This window comes from Paraburkholderia sp. J11-2 (assembly GCF_905220185.1).
In the GTDB taxonomy this organism is placed as follows: domain Bacteria; phylum Pseudomonadota; class Gammaproteobacteria; order Burkholderiales; family Burkholderiaceae; genus Paraburkholderia.
Genome location: NZ_CAJMYY010000008.1, coordinates 69,148 through 91,097, shown reverse-complemented (window position 1 = coordinate 91,097; position 21,950 = coordinate 69,148). Strand labels below are relative to the sequence as shown.

The following is a 21,950-nucleotide window of genomic DNA, read 5'->3' as shown; positions in this document are numbered from 1 at the left end:
TCAGTCAGGATGCCTAAGCGTAAGATGAATTGCGCAAAATTGAGCGTCATGAACAAGAGCAACCCATGAACATATCGAAATTCTTCATCGACCGGCCGATCTTCGCGGGCGTGCTGTCCGTGCTGATCCTGCTGGCCGGCGTGATCGCGCTGTTCCAGTTGCCGATCTCCGAGTACCCCGAGGTCGTGCCGCCTTCGGTGGTGGTCCACGCGCAGTATCCGGGCGCGAACCCGAAAGTGATCGCCGAAGCCGTGGCCGCGCCGCTGGAAGAGCAGATCAACGGCGTCGAGAACATGCTGTACATGCAGTCGCAGGCCAATAGCGACGGCAACCTCACGCTCACGGTCACGTTTCGCCTCGGCACCGACCCGGACAAGGCCACGCAGCTCGTGCAAAACCGCGTGAACCAGGCGCTGCCGCGCCTGCCGGAAGACGTGCAGCGTCTCGGCATCACGACCATCAAGAGTTCCCCCACGCTCACGATGGTGGTGCACCTGATTTCGCCGGACAACCGCTACGACATGACGTACCTGCGCAACTACGCGCTGCTCAATGTGAAGGACCGCCTTTCGAACATTCAGGGCGTGGGCGAGGTGCAGTTGTGGGGCTCGGGCGATTACGCCATGCGTATCTGGCTCGACCCGCAGAAGGTAGCGCAGCGCAACCTCACCGCGAACGATGTCGTCAACGCGATTCGCGAGCAGAACGTGCAAGTGGCGGCGGGTGTGATCGGCGCATCGCCTAGCGTGCCCGGCACGCCGTACCAGTTGAACGTCAACGCGCGTGGCCGTCTGCGCACGGAGAGCGAGTTCGGCGACATCATCGTCAAGACGAATCCCGACGGCGGCGTGACGTACCTGCGCGATATCGCGCGTATCGAACTGGCCGCGTCGGAATACGGTTTGCGCTCGCTGCTCGACAACAAGCCGGCCGTCGCGCTCGCGATCAACCAGGCCCCGGGCGCGAACTCGCTCGCGATCTCGGACCAGGTGCGCGCGGCGATGAAGGAACTCAAGCAGGACATGCCCGCGGGCGTGGATTACAAGATTGTCTACGACCCCACACAGTTCGTGCGCTCCAGTATCGAAGCGGTCGTGCACACGCTGCTCGAAGCCATCGCGCTCGTGGTGATCGTGGTGATCGTGTTCCTGCAAACGTGGCGTGCCTCGATCATTCCGCTGATTGCGGTGCCGGTGTCGATCGTCGGGACGTTCTCGCTGCTGCTTGCGTTCGGCTTCTCGATCAACGCGCTGTCGCTGTTCGGCATGGTGCTCGCCATCGGTATCGTGGTGGACGATGCGATCGTGGTGGTGGAAAACGTGGAGCGCAACATCGCGAGCGGGTTATCCGCGCGCGATGCGACCTACAAGGCCATGCAGGAGGTGAGCGGGCCGATCATCGCCATCGCGCTCACGCTCGTGGCCGTGTTCGTGCCGCTCGCGTTCATGAGCGGTCTCACGGGCCAGTTCTACAAGCAGTTCGCGATGACCATCGCCATTTCCACGGTGATCTCGGCGTTCAACTCGCTCACGCTTTCGCCCGCGCTTTCAGCGCTGCTGCTGCGCGGCCACGGCGAGAAGGAAGACTGGCTCACGCGCGGCATGAACCTCGTGCTGGGCGGCTTTTTCCGCCGCTTCAACCAGGTGTTCCATCGCGGCTCGGAAAGCTATGGGCGCGGCGTGAACGGCGTGCTGCGCCACAAGGGCGCGATGCTCGGGGTCTATGTGGTGCTGATCGCCGCAACGGTGCTGATGGCGCGTGTGGTGCCGGGCGGCTTCGTGCCCGCGCAGGACAAGGAGTATCTGATCGCATTCGCGCAACTGCCCAATGGCGCCGCGCTCGACCGCACCGAGAACGTGATTCGCGACATGAGCGCCATTGCGCTCAAGCAGCCCGGCGTGGAAAGCGCCGTGGCGTTCCCGGGCCTTTCGGTGAACGGCTTCACCAATAGCTCGAGCGCGGGCATTGTGTTCGTCACGCTCAAGCCGTTCAAGGAGCGCAAGGGCAAGGCGCTTTCGGCCGGTGCGATCGCGGGTGCGCTGAACCAGCAGTACGCGAGCATCAAGGACTCGTTTATCGCCGTGTTCCCGCCGCCGCCGGTGCTCGGCCTCGGCACGCTCGGCGGCTTCAAGCTGCAGCTGGAGGATCATGGTGCGCTCGGCTATGAGGCGCTCAACCGCGCGACGCAGGACTTCGTCAAGCGCGCGGCGCAAACGCCGGAGCTGGGCCCGACGTTCACGAACTATCAGATCAACGTCCCGCAACTGAACGTCGATCTCGACCGCACGAAGGCGAAGCAGCTTGGCGTACCGGTCACGGACGTGTTCGACACGATGCAGATCTATCTCGGGTCGCTCTACGTGAACGACTTCAACCGCTTCGGACGCGTGTATCAGGTACGCGTGCAGGCCGATGCGCCGTTCCGCCAGAGGGCCGACGATATCCTGCAACTGAAGACGCGCAACGCCGCGGGCGAAATGGTGCCGCTCTCGTCGCTCGTCACGGTTACGCCCACGTACGGCCCCGAAATGGTGGTGCGTTACAACGGCTACACCGCTGCCGACATCAACGGCGGCCCCGCACCCGGTTACTCGTCGGGTCAGGCGCAGGCGGCGGCGGAGCGCATTGCGGCCGAAGTGCTGCCGCGCGGCGTGAAGTTCGAATGGACCGACCTCACGTACCAGCAGGTGCTGGCGGGCAATGCGGGCATCTGGGTGTTCCCGATCAGCGTGCTGCTCGTGTTCCTCGTGCTGGCCGCGCTCTACGAGAGCCTGACGCTGCCGCTCGCGGTGATCCTGATCGTGCCGATGAGCGTGCTGTGTGCGCTAACGGGCGTTTGGCTCACGCAGGGCGACAACAACATCTTCACGCAGATCGGCTTGATGGTGCTGGTGGGGCTGGCTTCGAAGAACGCCATTCTGATCGTCGAATTTGCGCGTGAGCTGGAGCACGACGGACACACGCCGCTCTCCGCGGCAATCGAAGCGAGCCGCCTGCGTCTGCGGCCGATCCTGATGACGTCCATTGCGTTCATCATGGGCGTGGTGCCGCTCGTGCTCTCGAGCGGGGCGGGGTCGGAGATGCGTCATGCGATGGGCGTGGCCGTGTTCTTCGGCATGCTGGGTGTGACCGCGTTCGGCCTGCTGCTCACGCCGGTGTTCTACGTGGTGCTGCGCACGCTCGCGGGCGGCAAGATTCACGTCGCGCAAAAGGACAATGCGCGCAAGCCGCAGTCGATGGTCGATGCGTAAGGCGACAAGGGAGAATGATTAACATGACTAACGAATCCAGCTTGCGCTATAGCCGAAATGTCTCGCCGGGAGGCGGGCAGTTTGCGCGTATCACACGAATCGCGGCGAGCGTCGCGCTGTTTGCCTGGCTCGCGGCGTGCTCCGTCGAGCCCACCTACAAGGTGCCCGACGCCGCCGTGCCCGCCGCCTACAAGGAAGCGCCGCAGCAAACTCAAAGCGCGAATCCGCATGACGTGGGCACATGGAAGCCCGCGCAGCCCGCCGACGACGCTCACCGCGGCGAATGGTGGACGGTGTTCGGCGACCCGACGCTCGACAAGCTCGAACAGCAGGCGCTCGAAGCGAACCAGGACCTCAAGGCGGCCGCCGCGCGCGTGCAGCAGGCGCGCGCCGTGACGCAGGCCGCGCGCGCCTCGTGGTTCCCGTCGATCGATGCGGGCTTCGGGCCGACCTACGAGCGTGCTTCACCGGCTTCGCTGTATGAGTCGCAGAACACCAACGTGCCCGCGCAAACGCTGTGGCGCGCGCAGGCCACCGCGAGCTACGAGGTCGATCTGTTCGGCCGCGTGAGTTCGAACGTCCACGCCACGCAGGCAGACGCGCAGCAAAGCGAGGCCTTGTTCCTCTCGGTGCAGCTCGCCTTGCAGGCCGACGTCGCGCAGAACTACTTCCAGCTGCGCCAGTTCGACTCGGACGTCGATCTGTACCGCCGCACGGTGGCGCTGCGTGAAGATGCGCTCAAGCTCGTCGAGCGCCGCTTCAAGGAAGGCGACATCAGCGCGCTGGACGTGGCGCAGGCGCGCAACGAGCTGGCGAGCGCGCGTGCCGACGCGGTGGGCGTCGCGCGTCAGCGCGCGGCCTCGGAGCATAGCCTGGCGATCCTGCTCGGCAAGGCGCCCGCGGACTTTACGTTCCCGGAAACGCCGCTCGCGCCGGTGGTCGTACAGGTGCCGCCCGGCCTGCCTTCCGCGCTGCTGGAGCGCCGCCCCGACGTGGCGGCCGCCGAGCGCTCCATGGCGGCCGCGAACGCACGCGTGGGTCTCGCGAAGTCGGCGTTCTTCCCGCAGCTCAATATCACGGGTGCCGCCGGCTTCGAGTCGGCCACGCTCGCCGACCTGTTCATGTGGTCGAGCCGCGCGTTCCTGCTTGGGCCGCTTGCAGGCACGGCGCTCACGCTGCCGCTTTTCGACGGCGGCCGGCGCAAGGCGAATCTCGCACAGTCGCGTGCGAAATACGATGAAGATGTGGCGCAATATCGCCAGCAGGTGCTCGTGGCGTTCCGCGAGGTGGAGGACAATCTCTCCGACCTGCGCCTGCTCGACGACCAGATCCGCGAGCAGAACGACGCGGTGAGCGCTTCGCAGCAATCGGCGCACCTTTCGCGCACGCAGTACGAGGAAGGCGAGGTGAGCTATCTGAACGTGATCGACAGCGAACGGACGGTGCTCGTGTCGCAATTGCAGGCCAGCCATCTGCAAGGCTCGCAGGCCGTGGCGACCGTGAACCTGATCCGCGCGCTGGGCGGTGGCTGGGGCGATGCGAAGCCCGGCGATGGCGCGCCGCCGCCGCTCGCAGCACGCTAAACGTCCCGCAAGACTTCATAGAAACAGCTGGAACGCTCGCCGCCTGCGCATATCGCAGGCGGCGATTTCCTTTGCGTAATCGCTTCGTAGACCCGGCCCCGCCGCGCCCCTATCATCGTCTGGACCCATCTGGAGCCAACGCGATGGGCCCTCATCGCGTCGCTCCTCACTGAACGAAGTCCAACTTCCATTCGAGGAACGCGATGATCCGTGCCGTGCGCGCCGTGGGGCGCCCTTCTTCTTTTCACCGCGTTTTTGCCTGGCTCGGTCTGCTGACGGCAATTGCCGTGCCGCTCGCGGCCACCACACTCAACGCGCACGCGGATACCCCGACGCTCAAGATCGGCATTGCCACCACGCCGCAAACGCCAGCGCTGCAGGAAGCGGCGCGCGAGGCGAAGGCGCAGGGCGTGGACGTGAAGATCATCGAATTCACCGACTGGAACACGCCCAACGCCGCCTTGGCGAACAAGGACATCGACGTCAACTACTTCCAGCACACGCCGTTTCTGGAGAACGCCGAAAAGCAGGGCGGTTACAAGTTCGTCGCCATTGCGCCGGGCACGATCATGAAGATCGGCCTGTATTCGAAGAAGGTAAAACGTTTCGAAGACCTGAAGGATGGCGCGACGGTCGCCATCGCGAACGATCCCGTGAACGGCGGACGCGGCCTGCTGCTGCTGCAGCGCGCGGGCCTCATCAAGCTCAAGCCGGGCGTGGATTACCGTGCCACGACGCTCGATATCGTTTCCAACCCCAAGCATTTGAAGATCGTTCAGCTCGAAGCGTCGCAACTCGCACGCTCGCTCGACGACGTGGATCTCGCGCAGGGTTACCCGAGCTTCATCAAGCTTGCGGGCACGACCGATCCGAATAGCGCGCTGCTCTTCGACGGCGTCGAAAACAAGTCGTTCGCGATCCAGTTCGTCGTGCGGCCCGAGAGCGTGAACGATCCGCGCATTCGCAAGTTCATCGACATCTACCAGCATTCGCCGGCTGTGCGCAAGGAACTCGACAAGGCCTTCGGCAACCTGTACGCGGTCGCCTGGTAAAGCGCGCGTCAAACACGCACGAGGAGCAGCGATGATGAAATGGTTCGGAGCGGCGCGCTTCATTGAAGCGGGCCCGGCGGCGGGCGAGGCGACGCGCGACGCCGACGTGTCGCAGCCCGCGGTCGTGTTCGAAAACGTCGGCAAGACCTACGCGGCTGGCGCGCATGCGGCGCTCGCGGGCGTCGGCTTGCAGGTGGCGCGCGGCGAGGTGTTCGGCATCATCGGGCGCAGCGGCGCGGGCAAGTCCACGCTGCTGCGACTCGTGAACGGCCTCGAAAAGCCCACGAGCGGCGGCGTGCGTGTGAACGGCGTGGACGTGGGCGCGCTCGACGAGCGGGCGCTCGTTGCGCTGCGACGGCGCATCGGCATGGTGTTTCAGCACTTCAACCTGCTTTCCGCGAAAACGGTGCACGACAACATCGCGCTGCCGCTGAAAATCGCGGGCGTGCCGAAAGCGTCCATCGAGGCGCGCGTGAACGCGCTGCTCGAACTGGTGGGGTTGAGCGAGCGCCGCGATGCGTGGCCCGCGCGGCTTTCCGGCGGGCAGAAGCAGCGTGTGGGCATTGCACGCGCGCTCGTGCACGAGCCCGATATCCTGCTGTGCGACGAGGCGACTTCGGCGCTCGACCCGGAAACCACGCGCGCCATTCTTGCGCTGCTGCGCGACATCAACCGGCGCCTGGGCGTCACCATCGTGCTCATCACGCATGAGATGGAGGTCATACGCGACGTGTGCGATACGGTCGCGGTGATCGAGCGCGGCGAGGTGGTCGAGCAGGGGCCGGTATGGCGAGTGTTCGGCAATCCGCAGCACGAAGCGACGCGTGCGCTCCTGCACACGCCGGGCCACGAGTTGCCCGAGGACCTCGCGGCGCGCATTCACGCTTCGCCGCAAGCGGGTGCGCATGCGCTGTTCGACGTGCGCTTCACGGGCGAGGTGGCGCAGGAGCCCGACCTCGCCACGCTCGCGCAGGCGTTCGGCGCGCAGGGTGTGCGGTTTGTGCACGGCGGTATCGAGCGGATTCAGGGGCGCGCGCAAGGGCGGCTGGTCGTCTCCGCGCCGGTGCAAAGCGCCGAAGAGGCGGCGTCGCTCGCCGGGCGCGCGCGTGGCCATGCAAGCCGTGTGGAGGTGCTGGGCTATGTCTGACGTATGGATCACCGAACTCCTCGAAGGCATACGCGACACGTTGCTGATGGTCGGCGTATCAGCGCTATTCGCACTGCTGATCGGTATTCCCATCGCGCTGCTGCTGGTCACGACCGCGCGCGGCGGCATTCTGGAGCGGCCCGCGCTCAATTCCGCGCTGGGCGCGCTCGTCAACGCGTTTCGCTCCACGCCCTTCATCATCTTGCTGGTCGCGTTGCTGCCGCTTACGCGCTTCCTCGTGGGCACGACCATCGGCGTATGGGCCGCCGTGGTGCCGCTTTCCATCGCGGCCATTCCGTTCTTCGCGCGCGTGGCCGAAGTGAGCCTGCGCGAAGTCGATCGCGGTTTGATCGAGGCGGCCCAGGCCATGGGCGCGCAGCGCCGCCATATCGTGTGGCATGTGCTGCTGCCCGAGGCGCTGCCCGGCATGGTGGGCGGCTTCACGATCACCGTGGTGGCGATGATCGGCTCGTCGGCGATGGCGGGCGCCGTCGGCGCGGGTGGCCTCGGCGATCTCGCGATACGCTACGGCTATCAACGTTTCGACACGACGGTCATGGTCACCGTCATCGTGCTGCTGATCGCGATCGTTGCGGCCGTGCAGTTCGCGGGCGACGTGCTGGTGCGGCATCTTTTGCGGCGAACCTGAAGGGCGCAGCCTTTTCGACATCACGCGCGCAGCCTCTTTGCTGCGCGCTTCGCTTTTATTGGCATCTCATTCGGGAAATATGGGTATGAACGAAGCACAGCGCCCACGCGGGCAGGAACAGGACGCGCGTTTCGCCGCGCTGCTCGAAGCGCTGCGTGCGAACGCCGCACAACGCGATCTTGCGGGCGGCCACGCGGCGGCCGAAAAGCAGCGCATTGCCGATGCCGGACTGCTCACGCTCGCCGTGCCGCGTGAGTTCGGCGGCCAGTTCGGCAAGGACGGCGTGCGCTGGAGCGATATCTACGCGACGATCCGCGCGCTTGCGCGCGTCGATAGTGCGCTTGCGCATCTGCTCGGCTTCCAGTGCCTGCAGGTGGCGAGCGTCGAATTGTGGGGCAGCGCCGCGCAGCGCGCGAACTGGCTGCAAGGCACCGTCGAGCATCGCTGGTGGTGGGGCAACGCGGTGAATCCACTCGACACGCGGCTCGTCGCGCAGCCGGACAAGGAAGGTGGCTGGCGTTTGCATGGCAAGAAGGGATTTTGTTCGGGCACCTACGGTTCGCAGAGGATGACCGTGAGCGCGCACGATCCCGCCACTGGCAACCCGGTGTTCGCGGTCGTGCCCACCACGCGCGCCGGGATCACGGTGCACGACGACTGGGACCCGATAGGCCAGCGCCAAACCGATAGCGGCACCGTATCGTTCGAGAACGTCGCAGTGCGCGCCGACGAAGTGCTGCAACGCCCCGACACGCCGCGCGCCGCGCTGCGCACGCTGGTTTCGCAAGGCGTGCTGACGAATCTCTTCGTAGGCCTTGCCGAAGGTGCGCTGGAAGAAGCGCGCACGTATGTGCTCGCGAACGGCCGCCCGTGGGTCAATTCGGGCGTTCAGCACGTGGCGGACGACCCGTTCCTGCAGCAGCGCTTTGGCGAGATGCGCGTGCAGTCGCTCGCGGCGGCGGTGCTGGCGGATCGCGCGGGCGCGCTGCTCGACGCCGCATGGGATGAAGGCGACGCGTTGAACACAGCCACGCGTGCCGAAGTCTCGCTCGCGATTTCAGAGGCGAAGATCGTCGCGCACCGTGCCGCGCTCAAGGGCGGCGAGCAGCTTTTCGAGGCGTGCGGCGCGCGCGCCACGGGCGCGGCGCTCGCGCTCGACCGCTTCTGGCGCAACGCGCGCGTGCACACGCTGCACGATCCGCTCGACTACCGCCTGCGCGACGTGGGCCGTTTCACGCTCTTGAGAGAAGTGCCGCAGCCGACGCTGTACACTTGAGGGCCCGATCGCGGCATGTGCCGCGACAGGTCAACCCTTGAGGATCGAACCGTTGGAGTTCCGACTACCGACCACGGCAACGGCGCCTTTTTGCCCTTCAGAAGTGCAGGGCAGTATCGAGGTTTCGCCGCGCGCGCCGTTCTGGAAGAAGTTCTGGCAATTCGCGGGTCCCGGCCTGCTGGTGTCGATCGGCTATATGGACCCGGGCAACTGGGCCACCGACATCGAGGCGGGCTCGCGCTACGGTTACAGCCTCCTGTTCGTCGTCGTGCTGTCGAGCCTCGCGGCCATCGCACTGCAGTGCCTGTCCATGCGACTTGGCATCGTGACGCAACGCGATCTCGCGGAGCTGTCGCGCGAGCGCTATTCGAGGCCGGTCGCGCTCGGCCAGTGGCTGCTCGCCGAGCTTTCGATCATCGCGTGCGATCTTGCGGAGGTGCTGGGCGGCGCGCTCGCGTTCCACCTGCTGCTCGGCTGCTCGCTGATGGTGGGCGTGGTGCTGACCGCGTTCGACACGCTGATCGTGCTCGGCCTGAAGGGCAAGAACTTCCGCTCGCTCGAGGCGATCATGGCCGGCCTGATCGCGACGATAGGCCTGGGTTATGTGATCCAGCTCGCGCTCGTGAAGCCGCACTGGCCTTCGGTCTTTGCGGGGGCGGTGCCGTCGTGGCACGCCATTTCCTCGGTGGAGCCGCTGTATCTGGCGATCGGCATTCTCGGCGCGACCGTCATGCCGCACAACCTCTATCTGCATTCGTCGATCGTGCAAACGCGCGCCGTCAAACGCGACCCTGCGAGCCTCAAGCAGGCCATTGGCCTTTCTCGGCTCGACACGATCGCCTCGCTTCTGATCGCGCTCCTGATCAATGCGGCCATCCTGATTCTGGCGGCAGCGGCTTTTCACGCCAACGGGCACACCGACGTCACCGACATCGAGCAGGCTTACAAACTGCTCGCGCCGATTGTCGGCACGGGCGCGGCGGCAGTGCTGTTCGCGATCACGCTGCTCGCCTCCGGGCAGAGCTCGACGTTCACGGGCACCGTGGCGGGCCAGGTCATCATGGAAGGCTTCCTGCAGATGAAGATTCCGTGTTACCAGCGGCGCTTGATCACGCGCGTGCTCGCGCTGATTCCCGCCTTTGCGGGCGTGGCGCTGCTCGGCAACGGTGCAGTGGGCAAGCTGCTGGTGGCAAGTCAGGTGGTGTTGAGCCTGCAACTGCCGTTCGCGCTCTGGCCGCTCATTCGCATGACGAACGATCGTGCGCTCATGGGCGAGTTCGTGAACCGGCTCCCCACGCGGTTGATTGCGTGGTTCCTGTTCGTCGTGATAACGGCTGCGAACCTGTGGCTCGTCTGGCAGACGTTCACCGGAAATTAGAAGCGGGAAAGGTGTAACAGGCGCGCGCCACGGAGGCGGCAAGCAGAGGCGGCAAGCAGAGGCGGCAAGCAAAGGCCGCAAGCAAAAGCGGCAATCGGAAAGCGCTTCGCCGTCCGGCGCCCCCGAGCGCCGGACGGTTTCACGTCTTGGTCTTGGTCTCAAGTCCGGTTGACCCGGATCTGCTCTCCCACGCTTACGCAGCCTCGGCAATGCCATCCGACGTTACTACTGCCGGAAGGTCGCTCTCGGTCTGCTCGGCGCCCCGTCGCGCTGCAGCCGCCTTTTTCGTCTTGCCGGCTCGCGATGGAGGCTGGCATGCGCCGCACACGACGTTGTGCTGAAGGTCGTGGCGATGCGCGACGAACTTGCCGTTGCAACGGCAGCAAGGCGTCAACTGCAGAATATCGGCATCGAAAAATCGCACCAGGGTCCACGCACGCGTGAGGTCGAGCGCCGGCTCGGCCCCGCTATGGCGGCAGTGTTCCAGATACAACCGGAACCCCTTGGTGAGCGCGTCGAGATGCGAGCAACGCGCTTCGTTCTTCAGGAACAGGTACGTGTTATAGAACAGCGAGGCATGGATGTTGGCCAGCCACGTCATGTACCAGTCCGCCGAGAACGGCAACATACCTTTGGGCGGCGACACGCCACGGATCTCGCGATACAGGCGGATCATGCGGTCGCGCGAGAGCGTGAGTTCGCTTTCGAGCACCTGCATACGCGCGCCCAGCTCGATCAGTGCGATCGCGCGGAATACTTCCTGAGCGTCTTCGGTGAGGCTGCGCCGCGTAGTCATGACGTCACCCTCAGGCGAATTGCCCAGCCGGCTGTCCTGCTAGCAGGATGGCCGCATGGGTTGCCGCCACGTCGGCATGCCTGGAAGTCTGCGTAAGCGCCGACAACATCGCATGATCGTCGAAGCGGAAAAAACAGAGAAGTTGGTCGGAAGAGGCCAACCTGACGATCTGCGCGAGCGACAGAGCGCCAAGCAGATCGGCCAGTTCCGACGACAGTCCCAGTCGGAACATACCGACTGGCTTGTCCTCGCGCAGCATGCGCTGTGCGAGCATCAGATACGACAAATTAATTTCGCGGATAGATTCCAGCGTCTCGCTGCTACGGTCCATTTCTCTAGTTTCCGAAGCCCCGAATTTAACCCCCCGGCTTTTTCGCCGTTGTATCTTTTCTGGTCTTGTCGTCGATCTTCGCTCGTTGGCTTGATCTGACTCTTTGATACAGGTTGTTACATCTCGTAACAACCTTGGACTGAATTGTATGAGGGCTTATCTCAGAAAGCAATCCCTCAGAAAAAAAATAATCGGACTGTTGTAAATAATTTTCGGTAAGTTTTGCCGTGGTTTGAAACCTGGCTTACAGCCAGCCGTCGAGGCCTTGATCTGATTGATGAATTTGGCCGCACGGCCTTGGTTTATCAGGGTTTCCGCCAACTTCTCGATGCATGCGCAACGAATCGCCGCGAGTCAAAAAGCGCCGGCGCCATGGAATAAACGTTTAGAAAGGAGTGACGTTGACAGGTAAAAAATGCGCGTCTGCGGATTAATACCTATGACGATTAAGATGTAACAGGTGTTTCGACCCTGACGACCTGTAACAGGGCAATGTGTAACTGAGATGTTACGAGTGCAGAAGACAGGTAACACCGTTGTTTCCGGGAATATATGCAGAGCGGATATTGCGCGGAGATCGCGTCTTTGTAACGTTTGCGGGGGAGCGTAGTGCGGCGGCGCAGGCCACCGTTCCAGTCATATCATGATGTGATACAGCTGCCATAATGAAAGCGGCACTTCGGGTGTACGGCGCGCTCGCCTGTCTTGCGCCGGGAATCGTCGGGGGAGGAATCATGGCCTCGTTCAACAGGATTCTGCTGTGTTACGACGCAACGCGCGAAGGCCGCCGGGCTTTGCGCGAGGGCGCCGACCTTGCGCGCACATGCCACGCGCAAACGCATTTGCTCGCCGTGCTCGATCAGGCGCCGCTGCAATGGGGGACGGACATCGCGTCTGCCGTGCCGTTCGAAGCCGCGGAAGAGGCGGCGCGCGAGATTCTGCGTGAGGGGGTGGCCTGCCTGCAGGAGAAGGGCCTCGCGGCAACGGGCCACTTCGTGGTGGGCCGGCCGATTGACGTGATCGCGAGCTACTGCGCGGAGCTTCTGCCCGATCTCATCGTGCTGGCTCACCACCGGCGCGGTCCGTTCAAGCGTTGGTGGGCCGGTCGCGATGACCGCTTGCTGCTCGACCGCGTGTCGTGCAGCGTGCTGGTTGTCACAGCACCGGACCCGGAGCCGGTGAAAGCGGCGGCCTGAGCCGCAGCGGCGCAGGTTTGACCGGTGCGCGGTTCAGGCGCTGGGTTCGCCAAGAATCGGCGTGCGCTTGACCTCGGAAATGTAGAGCAGGATCAGCGAGACCCATACGACGCCGTAAAGCAGCATGAAGCAGCTCGACCGGATCTTGAGCCAGTCGAGCAGGATGCCGAACAGGATCGGCAGCAAAAAGCCGCCCAGCCCGCCCGCCAGACCGACAATACCGGTCACGATGCCCATGTTGGTGGGGAAGTCGTCGGCCACATACTTGAATGTCGAGGCCATGCCAAACGCGAACACCGCGCCCAGCACGAAGGCGATCGCAACGAAGCCGAACACCGGCATGCTGATGTGCAGCGCCGCCTGGCCGTCGATCGTGTGAATCACGAAGTCGGTGGGCGGGTACGAGAGAATGAAGAGGCAAATCCACGCCACCCACAGACCCCACCACGTGACGGTATGCGCGCCGAGCTTGTCGGCGAGCACGCCGCCCACGGCACGCAAGATCGAGCCTGGCAGCGAAAAGCCCGCGGCGAAGGCCGAAGCCATGACGAGCGACATGCCGTACTCCGCCTTCAGATATTGCGGAATCCACAGCGAAAGCGCCGTGAAGCCGCCGAAGGTGATCGAGTAGTACTGGCATAGCCGCCACACGCGCGGGTCGGCCAGCACCTTGAACGAGTCGAACAGCGAGCCGCCCGACTTGCCGGCGCCCGGGTCGCGCGCCGAGCCGAGCCAGAAAATCACGGCGGTCACGAGCAGCGCGACGGCATAGACGCGCGGCACGAAGCGCCATCCATAGAGATTCTCCAGTTGCGGCGTGACGAACAGGTTGACGGCGGCGCCCACGGTGCCCGCACCGAAAAAACCCATGGCGAAGCCGCGCTGGCTCGGCGGGAAAAAGCGCGCCACGTACGGCGTGCCCACTGCGAACGAGGCGCCCACGCAGCCGAGGAAGAGACCGATGAGCAGGAATTGCCACAGCTCGCTTGCGTAGCTGACGATATACACCGGCACGGCGCAGACCACGAGCAGCGTGGTCATGACGATGCGCCCGCCGAAGCGGTCGGTCCACGCGCCGAGCGGCAGCCGCATGAGCGCGCCGGTCAGCACGGGGGTGGCGGTTAGCAGGCCGAACTCGGTGCTGTTGAGCTGGAGTTCCTCGCGCAGCTGCACGCCGAGCACGCCGAACATCATCCACACCACGAAACAGACAAGAAACGCGAGCGTGCTGACGAGCAGGACGGACCATGCCTTCGCGCCGACTTTCTCGGGCTGCGCCGCGCTCGTCACGGGGCGCGCCGGTTCGCTACGCAGATTCATGTTGCCTCCATCGAGTCGGAATGCACATCGACATCACTGGACGAGCGGGCTCGTCGCCGCTTCCAGGGCCGCGTTTTCGAGCGTCGCTTCCGATGCCAGGATCGATACGTACTGTTGAATGGCCTTGTGGCGCACGCGTTCGCTGAGAAAGCGCGCGATGTCGCCGGAGGCTTCCTCGTAGCGCACCGGATTTCCGGGCACGCGCTGATCCACGCGCACGAGATGAAAACCGAAGCGTGTGCGTACGAGGCGCGGCAGAACGCCCATGTCGGCGCAGTCGAACAGCGCCGCTTCGAACTCGGGCACCGTGTCGCCGCGCGTGAGCTGGCCAAGACTCCCGCCCACGCCCGCTGAAGGGCAGTTCGAGAACTGGCGCGCCAGCGCCTCGAACGTGTCGGGCGCCTGCTGCAACTCGCGCAGCGTTGCTTCGGCTTTCTGGCGCAGCATCGCGAGCGGCACGCGGTCAGTAATGGCGAAGAGAATGTGGCTCGCGTACACGAGTTCGTTGCGCACGAAGCGCTTTGTGTGCTGCGTGTAGTAGCGCTCGCAGTCTTCGGGCGTCGGCTCGGGCACGCGCAGTTCGCGCTCTAGCAGCTTGTCTGTCGTGCTGTCGTCGAGTTCGGCGTCGGGCGCCAGCAGGTTCAGCGCCACGGCGCGCTGGCGCAGCAGTTCGTGCACGACGAGCGTGCGCCGCGCGGCGAGCGCGGGGTCCGGGTCACCGGCGTGGTTGCCGCGCTCGGCTTCGATTGCGGCGAGGCCGATCTCAACGTCGTTCACGCGGGCGGGCAGGGCTGGCTGTTCTTCGTGAGGGGCCGCATTCATCATCGATCGCGCTCCTGGTTCCGGTTGGCGATTAGCGCTTGCGCACGAGCTGGTACGGCCGGATCAGATAGAACACCGAAGCGATGCCGCTCCAGATATGCACCATGCGCGTGAAGGGCGAGACGAGGAAGATCGTGAAGCCGAGTGCGATATGGATTTGATACACGAGCGGCACGCCGTCGAGCAGCGCGGCGATATTGGGGCGGAACGTTACCACGCCCTTCACGTAGTCGGTGAGCTGTTCGAACATCAGGCCATCCATGTGGTGCGCCGAGAGCACCACGGTCGCGAGGCCGAGCGCGAGTTGCGCCCACAGCATGAACACGATGAGGATGTCCGACGGCTTGCTGTTCACGCGAATGCGCGTGTCGCCAAGCCGCCGCACGATCAGGATCGTGAGGCCGACAATGGCGAAGCTGCCGGCCACGCCGCCCGCGACCATCGCGAGCAACTGGTGCACGGTGGCCGAGATGAACGGCGCGACGAGCCAGTGCGGTGCGAGAAAGCCGACGAAGTGACCCATCACCACGACGAGAATGCCCCAGTGGAACAGGTTGCTGCCAAGCCGCAGCGCGCCGCGCCGCAGCAGTTGCGACGAGTCGCTCTTCCACGTGTACTGCTCGCGGTCGAAGCGCACGAGCGAGCCGAACAGCAGCACCGCAAGGCAGATGTACGGATAGATGCCGAACAGAAACTGATGAAAGTAATCGCCCATGACGGCTCCTTGCTTGCGGTGTTCGAACGGCGTGCCCGGGTAGCGTGTGTTGTCTTTCTAGCGCGGCGCGCGGCGCGGGTGAAACTCGACCGGTGCGACGACAGGGCGCTCCGCCCCCATGAATTGCACGGGCTCATCGGCCCAGGCTGCGTCGAGCGCTCGCAGATGCTCTTTGTCGTGCGGCTTGCCCGCGTCGTCGTCGTGCGCGGCTTCGGGCAGATCAGCGCCGCCCGCGCCCGCGAGCGGCAGCAGCGCGCCGATCACATATGCGTAGTGGCTGTTGCGCCGGCTCAGTTCCTGCGTAATCGATTGCAGGATCGCGACGGTCTCGCCCAGCAGTGCGCGCGCCTCGTTCGTCTCCAGAATCGAGAGATATTCGAGGAACACGGGGAGGTAGTCGGGCAACTGGCCGGGCTGCAGCAACATGCCGTGCTTCTCGTAGGTCTGAACGAGGTCGATCATCGCCTGGCCTCGATCGCGCGATTCGCCGTGTACGTGCTCGAACAAATGCAGCGACGTTGCGCGGCCGCGGTCGAACAGCGCGACGTAGTTTTCCTGCAGCGCAAGCAGATCCCGCGAGCCGAGATAGTCGAGGAAGCGCTCCAGCTTCTCGCGCGCCTCGGCGCCGAATGCTCGCTCGCTGCGCACGATCGCGCGTAATTCATGCACGGCCTCGATGAGCGACGCATCGGGGTATTCGAGCAGCGACGCAATGAGCCGGTACGTCATGGGCTGGGGACGAGCGGCGAACATGGTCAGATCTCCTGAATGGGAATCTTGCGATGCCCACTCTTCGGTGCGAACAGGCTCGCCTCCGATTTGCCGTCCGAGCAGCCGTTGCCGAACGTGAAGCCGCACGACGAACGCAGGTCGAAGGCGTTTTCTGCGTATTCACGGTGCGTGGTGGGAATCACGAAACGATCCTCGTAATTTGCAATCGCGAGATAGCGATACATCTCCTCGACCTGTGCGAGCGACAGTCCCACTTGCGAGAGGACCTGCGGGGCATCCATGCGGTCCACATGGCGCGCACGCATGAACGCGCGCATGGCGAGCAGGCGTTCCAGCGCGACCTGCACCGGCTTTTCGTCTCCGGCGGTGAGGAGGTTCGCGAGATAGCGCAACGGAATGCGCAGCGAATGCACGTCGGGCAGCCAGCCATTCATGCCGAGTTCGCCGCTGTTGGCCGCCGCGTTGATCGGCGAAAGCGGCGGCACGTACCAGACCATCGGCAGCGTGCGGTACTCCGGGTGCAGCGGGAAGGCAATGCGCCAGTCGATCGCCATCTTGTAGACGGGCGAGCGCTGCGCACCGTCGATCCACGCCTGCGGCACGCCGTCGCGCGCGGCTTGCTCGATCACGGCCGGATCGAACGGGTCGAGGAATACGTCGAGTTGCGCCTGGTAGAGATCCTTCTCGTCCGCTACGCTCGCGGCCTCGTGAATGCGATCGGCGTCGTAGAGCAGCACGCCGAGGTAGCGAATGCGTCCCACGCAGGTTTCCGAGCACACCGTGGGTTGCCCCGCCTCGATGCGCGGATAGCAGAAGATGCACTTCTCGGCCTTGCCGCTTTGCCAGTTGAAGTAGATCTTCTTGTACGGGCAGCCTGAAACGCACATGCGCCAGCCGCGGCACTTGTCCTGATCGATCAGCACGATGCCGTCTTCCTCGCGCTTGTAGATCGAGCCGGAAGGGCACGCGGCCACGCATGCGGGGTTCAGGCAGTGCTCGCACAGGCGCGGCAGATACATCATGAAGGTGTTCTCGAACTGACCGTAGATATCCTTCTGCACGTTTTCGAAGTTATAGTCCTTCGAACGCTTCTCGAACTCGCCGCCCAGAATCTCTTCCCAGTTCGGACCCCACTCGATCTTCTCCATGCGCTCGCCGCTCACGAGCGAGCGCGGCCGCGCAACCGGCGTGGCCTTCGTGTTGCCCGCTTCCTGCAAGTGCGCGTAGTCGAACGTGAAGGGCTCGTAGTAGTCGTCGATTTCCGGCAGATGCGGATTCGCGAAGATCTGCGCGAGCAACCGCCACTTGCCGCCGAGGCGCGGCTCGATCTGGCCATCGGCCTTGCGCACCCAGCCGCCGCGCCAGCGCTCCTGGTTCTCCCACTCCTTCGGGTAGCCAATGCCGGGCTTCGTCTCGACGTTGTTGAACCACGCGTATTCCATGCCCTCGCGGCTCGTCCAGACGTTCTTGCAGGTGACCGAGCACGTGTGACAGCCAATGCACTTGTCGAGGTTCAGCACCATCGCGATTTGCGCGCGCACTTTCATGAGCCTTCTCCTTCGCGAACGGCCGCATTCACAGCGGCAGGCAAGGGACCAACGGGCGTTTCCTCCGTGTCGAGCCAGTCGACGTTCTTCATCTTGCGCACTATGAGGAATTCATCGCGGTTCGAGCCGACTGTGCCGTAGTAGTTGAAGCCGTAAGCGAGCTGCGCATAGCCGCCGATCATGTGCGTAGGCTTGAGCGAAATGCGCGTGACCGAGTTGTGAATGCCGCCGCGCGTGCCCGTTATTTCGGAGCCCGGCGTGTTCACGATTTTTTCCTGTGCGTGGTACATCATCACCATGCCGCGCGGAATACGCTGGCTCACCACGGCGCGCGCGCAGAGCGCACCGTTCGCGTTGAAGCATTCGATCCAGTCGTTGTCGACCACGCCGATCTGCGCGGCGTCCTGCTCCGAAATCCACACGATCGGGCCGCCGCGCGAGAGCGTGAGCATCAGCAAATTGTCGGTGTAGGTGCTGTGAATGCCCCACTTCTGGTGCGGCGTGATGAAGTTGAGCGCCAGCTCCGGATTGCCGTTCGAGCGCGTGCCCGCCATTTTTTCGTAACTGCCCGTGTCGATAGGCGGCTTGTAGACGCACAGCGCCTCGCCGAAATCGCGCATCCACGTATGGTCCTGATAGAGCTGCTGGCGGCCGCTCAGCGTGCGCCAGGGGATCAGCTCGTGCACGTTCGTGTAACCCGCGTTGTACGACACGTGTTCCGACTCGATGCCGCTCCACGTTGGCGACGAGATGATTTTGCGCGGCTGCGCCTGGATATCGCGAAAGCGGATCTTTTCGTCGGCGCGGGCATCGGCGAGATGCGCGTGCTCGATGCCCGTGAACTTCGAGAGCGCTTCCCACGCTTTCTTCGCCACCGCGCCGTTCGTTTCGGGTGCGAGCGAAAGAATCGTCTCCGCGGCGTCGAGCGCGGTTTCGATGCGAGGTCGGCCCTTCGCGTCGCCGGCGTCTTCGGATTGATCGCGATAGTTCAGCGCGCCGAGTTCGTGCACTTCCTCCTCGGTATTCCAGCTAATGCCCTTGCCGCCGTTGCCGAGCTTGTCCATGAGCGGCCCGAGCGACGTGAAGCGGTGATACGTCTCGGGGTAGTTGCGCTCGAGCGTGACCACGCCCGGCATGGTCTTGCCAGGAACCGGCTCGCATTCGCCGCGTTTCCAGTCGGCCACGCCGAAGGGCTGCGCCAGTTCGCCCGCGGCGTCGTGCGCGATGGGCGCGAGCACCACGTCGCGTTCCACGCCGAGATGGCCGACGCTCAGTTCGGAAAAGCGCTTCGCGATGGCCTTGAAAATGTCCCAGTCGCTGCGTGCCTGCCACGCCGGATCGACAGCGGCGGAGAGCGGGTGAATGAACGGGTGCATGTCGGACGTATTCATGTCGTCCTTCTCGTACCACGTGGCGGTGGGCAACACGATGTCCGAGTACATGCAGGTGGTGGACATGCGGAAGTCGAGCGTGCAGAGCAGGTCGAGCTTGCCTTTGGGTGCGTCCTCATGCCAGACGACCTCTTCGGGACGCGGCACGCCGTCCTTAACCACCTCCTCGCCCTGTACACCATTCGTTGTGCCAAGCAGATGCTTGAGGAAGTACTCGTGTCCCTTGCCCGACGAGCCGAGCAGGTTCGAGCGCCACACGAAGAGGTTGCGCGGAAATACGGCCGGATTGTCGGGATCTTCGCAGGCGAGCTTGAGGCTGCCGTCTTTCAGTCGGCGCGCGACTTCGGCGCCGGCTTTCGAAGGGTCTTCGAGCGAGCGGCCCAGCTCCAGCGGATTGCTCGCGAGTTGCGGCGCGGAAGGCAGCCAGCCCATGCGCTCGGCACGCACGTTGTAGTCGATCGGCGCGCCGTGGTAGCCGGCCTTGTTCGCGAGCGGCGAAAGCAGGTCCGTGGGGTTCATCGGGTCGTAGCGCCACTGGTCGGTGTGCGCGTAGAAGAACGACGTGGCATTCATCTGGCGCGGCGGCCGGTTCCAGTCGAGTGCGAACGCGAGCGCGGTCCAGCCTGTTTGCGGGCGCAACTTTTCCTGGCCCACGTAATGCGACCAGCCGCCACCGGACTTGCCGACGCAGCCGCACATCACGAGCATGTTGATGATGGCGCGATACGCCATGTCCATGTGGAACCAGTGATTGATGCCCGCGCCGATGATGACCATCGAGCGGCCTTCGGTCTTGTCGGCGTTCTCGGCGAACTGGCGCGCGACGTTGATGACGTCCGCGCGCTTCACGCCGGTAATCGCTTCCTGCCAGGCAGGCGTGTAGGGCATGTCGTCGTCGTAGCTATGCGCGAGGTCCTTGCCGCCCAGGCCCTGGTCGAGCCCGTAGTTCGCCACGAAGAGATCGTAGACCATAGCCACGAGCCGCTCGCCGGCGGGCGTCGTCACGCGCCGCACGCCAATGCGGCGGCTCAGCACCGGTCCGTGCGAGGTGTGCGGGAAATGCGGATGCGCGACGTTGCCGAAGTAGGGGAACAGCACGTCCACCACGTCGTCGTGCTTTTCGACGAGCGAGAGCGCGGGCTTGAGCGGCGCGCCGTCAACACCTTCCTCGCGCAGGTTCCACTTGCCGCGATCGGCGCCTTCCTGCTGGCCCCAGCGAAAGCCCACCGAGCCGAGCGGCACCGCGAACTCGTTCGTCGCGCTGTCGATCACCACGGTCTTCCATTCGGCGTTGTTCTCCTGCGCGAGTGCGCCTTCGAAGTCGGACGCGCGCAGATAGCGGTCGGGCACGTACTGACCGTCGCGCTCGACGAGCGCGACGAGACAGGACATGTCGGTGAAGCGGCTGCAATAGTCGGCGAAATAGGCGCTTTTGCCGGCGAGGTGATACTCCTTGAGGATCACGTGGCCCATGGCGAGCGCGAGTGCCGCGTCGGTGCCTTGCTTGGGATGCAGCCAGATGTCGCCGAACTTCGCGCCTTCGGCGTAGTCGGGGAAGATCGAAACGATCTTCGCGCCGCGATAGCGCGCTTCCACCATGAAGTGCGCGTCAGGCGTACGCGTTTGCGGCACATTCGACCCCCACATCACGATGAACGACGAGTTGTACCAGTCTGCGGATTCGGGCACGTCGGTCTGCTCGCCCCATGTTTGCGGCGAGGCGGGCGGCAGGTCGCAGTACCAGTCGTAGAACGAGAGGCACACGCCGCCGATGAGCGAGAGATAGCGCGAGCCGGCCGCGTACGACACCATCGACATGGCGGGAATGGGCGAGAAGCCGATCACGCGGTCGGGGCCGTGGCGCTTGATGGTGTGCACGTTCGCGGCGGCCGCGATTTCGAGCACTTCGCTCCAGTCTGCCCGCACGAAGCCGCCAAGACCGCGCCGCGTTTGATAACTTTTTCGCGCGGCGTCGTCATCGACAATGGCGGCCCACGCGGCAACGGGCTCGAGCGTGCGGCGCTTTTCGCGCCACAGCTTCACGAGTGCGCTGCGTACGAGCGGATACTTGAGGCGATTGGCGCTATAGAGATACCACGAATACGACGCGCCGCGCGAGCAGCCGCGCGGTTCGTGGTTGGGCATGTCGGGGCGCGTGCGCGGATAGTCGGTTTGCTGCGTTTCCCACGCGACAATGCCGCCCTTCACATAGATTTTCCACGAGCATGAGCCCGTGCAATTCACGCCGTGTGTCGAGCGCACGATCTTGTCGTGCTGCCAGCGTGTACGGTAAGCCTCCTCCCATTTTCGGTCTTCGTCTGTGACGGCGCCGTGACCGTCCGCGAATTGTGTTCGTGCCGCAGTGAAGTAACGCAGACGATCCAGAAAATGGCTCATGGCATCTCCAGCGTGTGTGCGCGTCCGGGACACCGGTATTTAAGAGGAGGAATTAGAAGATGTAAAGGAGATGAATGTAATCTATTTCGACGTATTCACGCGAACATATCGATTTTTTGCAATATTTGTCGGAAAAATTGCGAAACGTCGATTGTGCAAAACACGCGTTTGCATAGGGAGATGTTTGAGAACGATACAAGTTTCAAAGCTTTCTTTCGGTGAAGGAAATTGCCTTGATTTCGTGAATGAATCGATCAATTGAGCGTCGCGCAGATTTTTCTCGATTGCATTATCAAGGTGAAAATGATTCGTAAATAAAGGCGCAAAACGGCGCCTTTTTTTTGTAGTCGATTGAGATTGACGCTGC

Annotated in this window: 16 protein-coding genes; 8 read left to right on the top strand and 8 right to left on the bottom strand. The window is 64.0% G+C overall.

The annotated features are described in order from the left end of the window. Window positions 1-65 precede the first annotated feature (65 nt). The 7 genes from U5A57_RS13210 (at window position 66) to U5A57_RS13180 (ending at window position 10,336) form a co-directional block, all read left to right on the top strand. A complete protein-coding gene (locus U5A57_RS13210) occupies window positions 66-3,251 on the top strand; it encodes an efflux RND transporter permease subunit (RefSeq protein WP_321911469.1) in 3,186 nt (1,061 codons plus the stop codon). A gap of 23 nt (window positions 3,252-3,274) precedes the next feature. Beyond that, the gene (locus U5A57_RS13205) at window positions 3,275-4,834 is read left to right on the top strand and encodes an efflux transporter outer membrane subunit (protein ID WP_321911467.1); all 1,560 of its coding nucleotides are present in this window, start codon (window positions 3,275-3,277) and stop codon (window positions 4,832-4,834) included. Between the two features lie 203 nt (window positions 4,835-5,037). Beyond that, entirely contained in the window at window positions 5,038-5,886 is an 849-nt protein-coding gene (locus tag U5A57_RS13200) for a MetQ/NlpA family ABC transporter substrate-binding protein (protein ID WP_415774616.1), read from the top strand. Window positions 5,887-5,917: 31 nt separating this feature from the next. Then, the gene (locus U5A57_RS13195) at window positions 5,918-7,033 is read left to right on the top strand and encodes a methionine ABC transporter ATP-binding protein (protein ID WP_321911465.1); all 1,116 of its coding nucleotides are present in this window, start codon (window positions 5,918-5,920) and stop codon (window positions 7,031-7,033) included. Then, window positions 7,026-7,682 (top strand): methionine ABC transporter permease, encoded by a 657-nt coding sequence (locus tag U5A57_RS13190; protein WP_321911463.1) that lies wholly within the window; start codon window positions 7,026-7,028, stop codon window positions 7,680-7,682. Before U5A57_RS13195 ends, U5A57_RS13190 begins: the two co-directional genes overlap by 8 nt. Window positions 7,683-7,761: 79 nt before the next feature. After that, complete coding sequence (locus U5A57_RS13185; RefSeq protein WP_415774615.1) at window positions 7,762-8,958, top strand: acyl-CoA dehydrogenase family protein; 1,197 nt, start codon at window positions 7,762-7,764, stop codon at window positions 8,956-8,958. A gap of 52 nt (window positions 8,959-9,010) precedes the next feature. After that, entirely contained in the window at window positions 9,011-10,336 is a 1,326-nt protein-coding gene (locus tag U5A57_RS13180) for an Nramp family divalent metal transporter (RefSeq protein ID WP_321911461.1), read from the top strand. A 193-nt stretch (window positions 10,337-10,529) separates the two neighbouring features. Here U5A57_RS13180 and flhC read toward each other — a convergent pair whose 3' ends face one another. Together flhC and flhD are read right to left on the bottom strand one after the other, a co-directional pair. After that, window positions 10,530-11,132, bottom strand: coding sequence for a flagellar transcriptional regulator FlhC (gene flhC, locus U5A57_RS13175; RefSeq protein ID WP_158759205.1), 603 nt, complete (start codon window positions 11,130-11,132; stop codon window positions 10,530-10,532). Window positions 11,133-11,142: 10 nt separating this feature from the next. After that, window positions 11,143-11,463: a flagellar transcriptional regulator FlhD gene (flhD, locus tag U5A57_RS13170; protein WP_042266670.1), complete on the bottom strand. Its 321-nt coding sequence runs from the start codon at window positions 11,461-11,463 to the stop codon at window positions 11,143-11,145. A 734-nt stretch (window positions 11,464-12,197) separates the two neighbouring features. Between flhD and U5A57_RS13165 the strand changes: the two genes are divergently transcribed. Then, window positions 12,198-12,659, top strand: coding sequence for a universal stress protein (locus U5A57_RS13165; RefSeq protein WP_321911460.1), 462 nt, complete (start codon window positions 12,198-12,200; stop codon window positions 12,657-12,659). 33 nt (window positions 12,660-12,692) lie between these two features. On the opposite strand, the gene U5A57_RS13160 is transcribed toward U5A57_RS13165, so the two are convergent. From U5A57_RS13160 to U5A57_RS13135, 6 genes are read right to left on the bottom strand one after another with little or no spacing between them, the layout of a single operon-like run. Continuing rightward, the gene (locus U5A57_RS13160) at window positions 12,693-13,979 is read right to left on the bottom strand and encodes a nitrate/nitrite transporter (RefSeq protein WP_321911458.1); all 1,287 of its coding nucleotides are present in this window, start codon (window positions 13,977-13,979) and stop codon (window positions 12,693-12,695) included. A 33-nt stretch (window positions 13,980-14,012) separates the two neighbouring features. Next, the gene (locus U5A57_RS13155; protein WP_321911772.1) at window positions 14,013-14,801 is read right to left on the bottom strand and encodes a peptidylprolyl isomerase; all 789 of its coding nucleotides are present in this window, start codon (window positions 14,799-14,801) and stop codon (window positions 14,013-14,015) included. Between the two features lie 31 nt (window positions 14,802-14,832). After that, window positions 14,833-15,516, bottom strand: a complete 684-nt coding sequence (gene narI, locus U5A57_RS13150; RefSeq protein ID WP_321911457.1) for a respiratory nitrate reductase subunit gamma — start codon at window positions 15,514-15,516, stop codon at window positions 14,833-14,835. Between the two features lie 57 nt (window positions 15,517-15,573). Beyond that, window positions 15,574-16,269 carry a nitrate reductase molybdenum cofactor assembly chaperone gene (gene narJ / locus U5A57_RS13145; protein WP_321911456.1) on the bottom strand — a complete coding sequence of 232 codons (696 nt, stop codon included), beginning with the start codon at window positions 16,267-16,269 and terminating at the stop codon, window positions 15,574-15,576. Window positions 16,270-16,271: 2 nt separating this feature from the next. Further along, a complete protein-coding gene (gene narH, locus U5A57_RS13140) occupies window positions 16,272-17,795 on the bottom strand; it encodes a nitrate reductase subunit beta (protein ID WP_321911455.1) in 1,524 nt (507 codons plus the stop codon). Then, window positions 17,792-21,583, bottom strand: a complete 3,792-nt coding sequence (locus tag U5A57_RS13135; protein WP_321911453.1) for a nitrate reductase subunit alpha — start codon at window positions 21,581-21,583, stop codon at window positions 17,792-17,794. The genes narH and U5A57_RS13135 overlap by 4 nt, the downstream gene beginning before the upstream one ends. Window positions 21,584-21,950 lie beyond the last annotated feature (367 nt).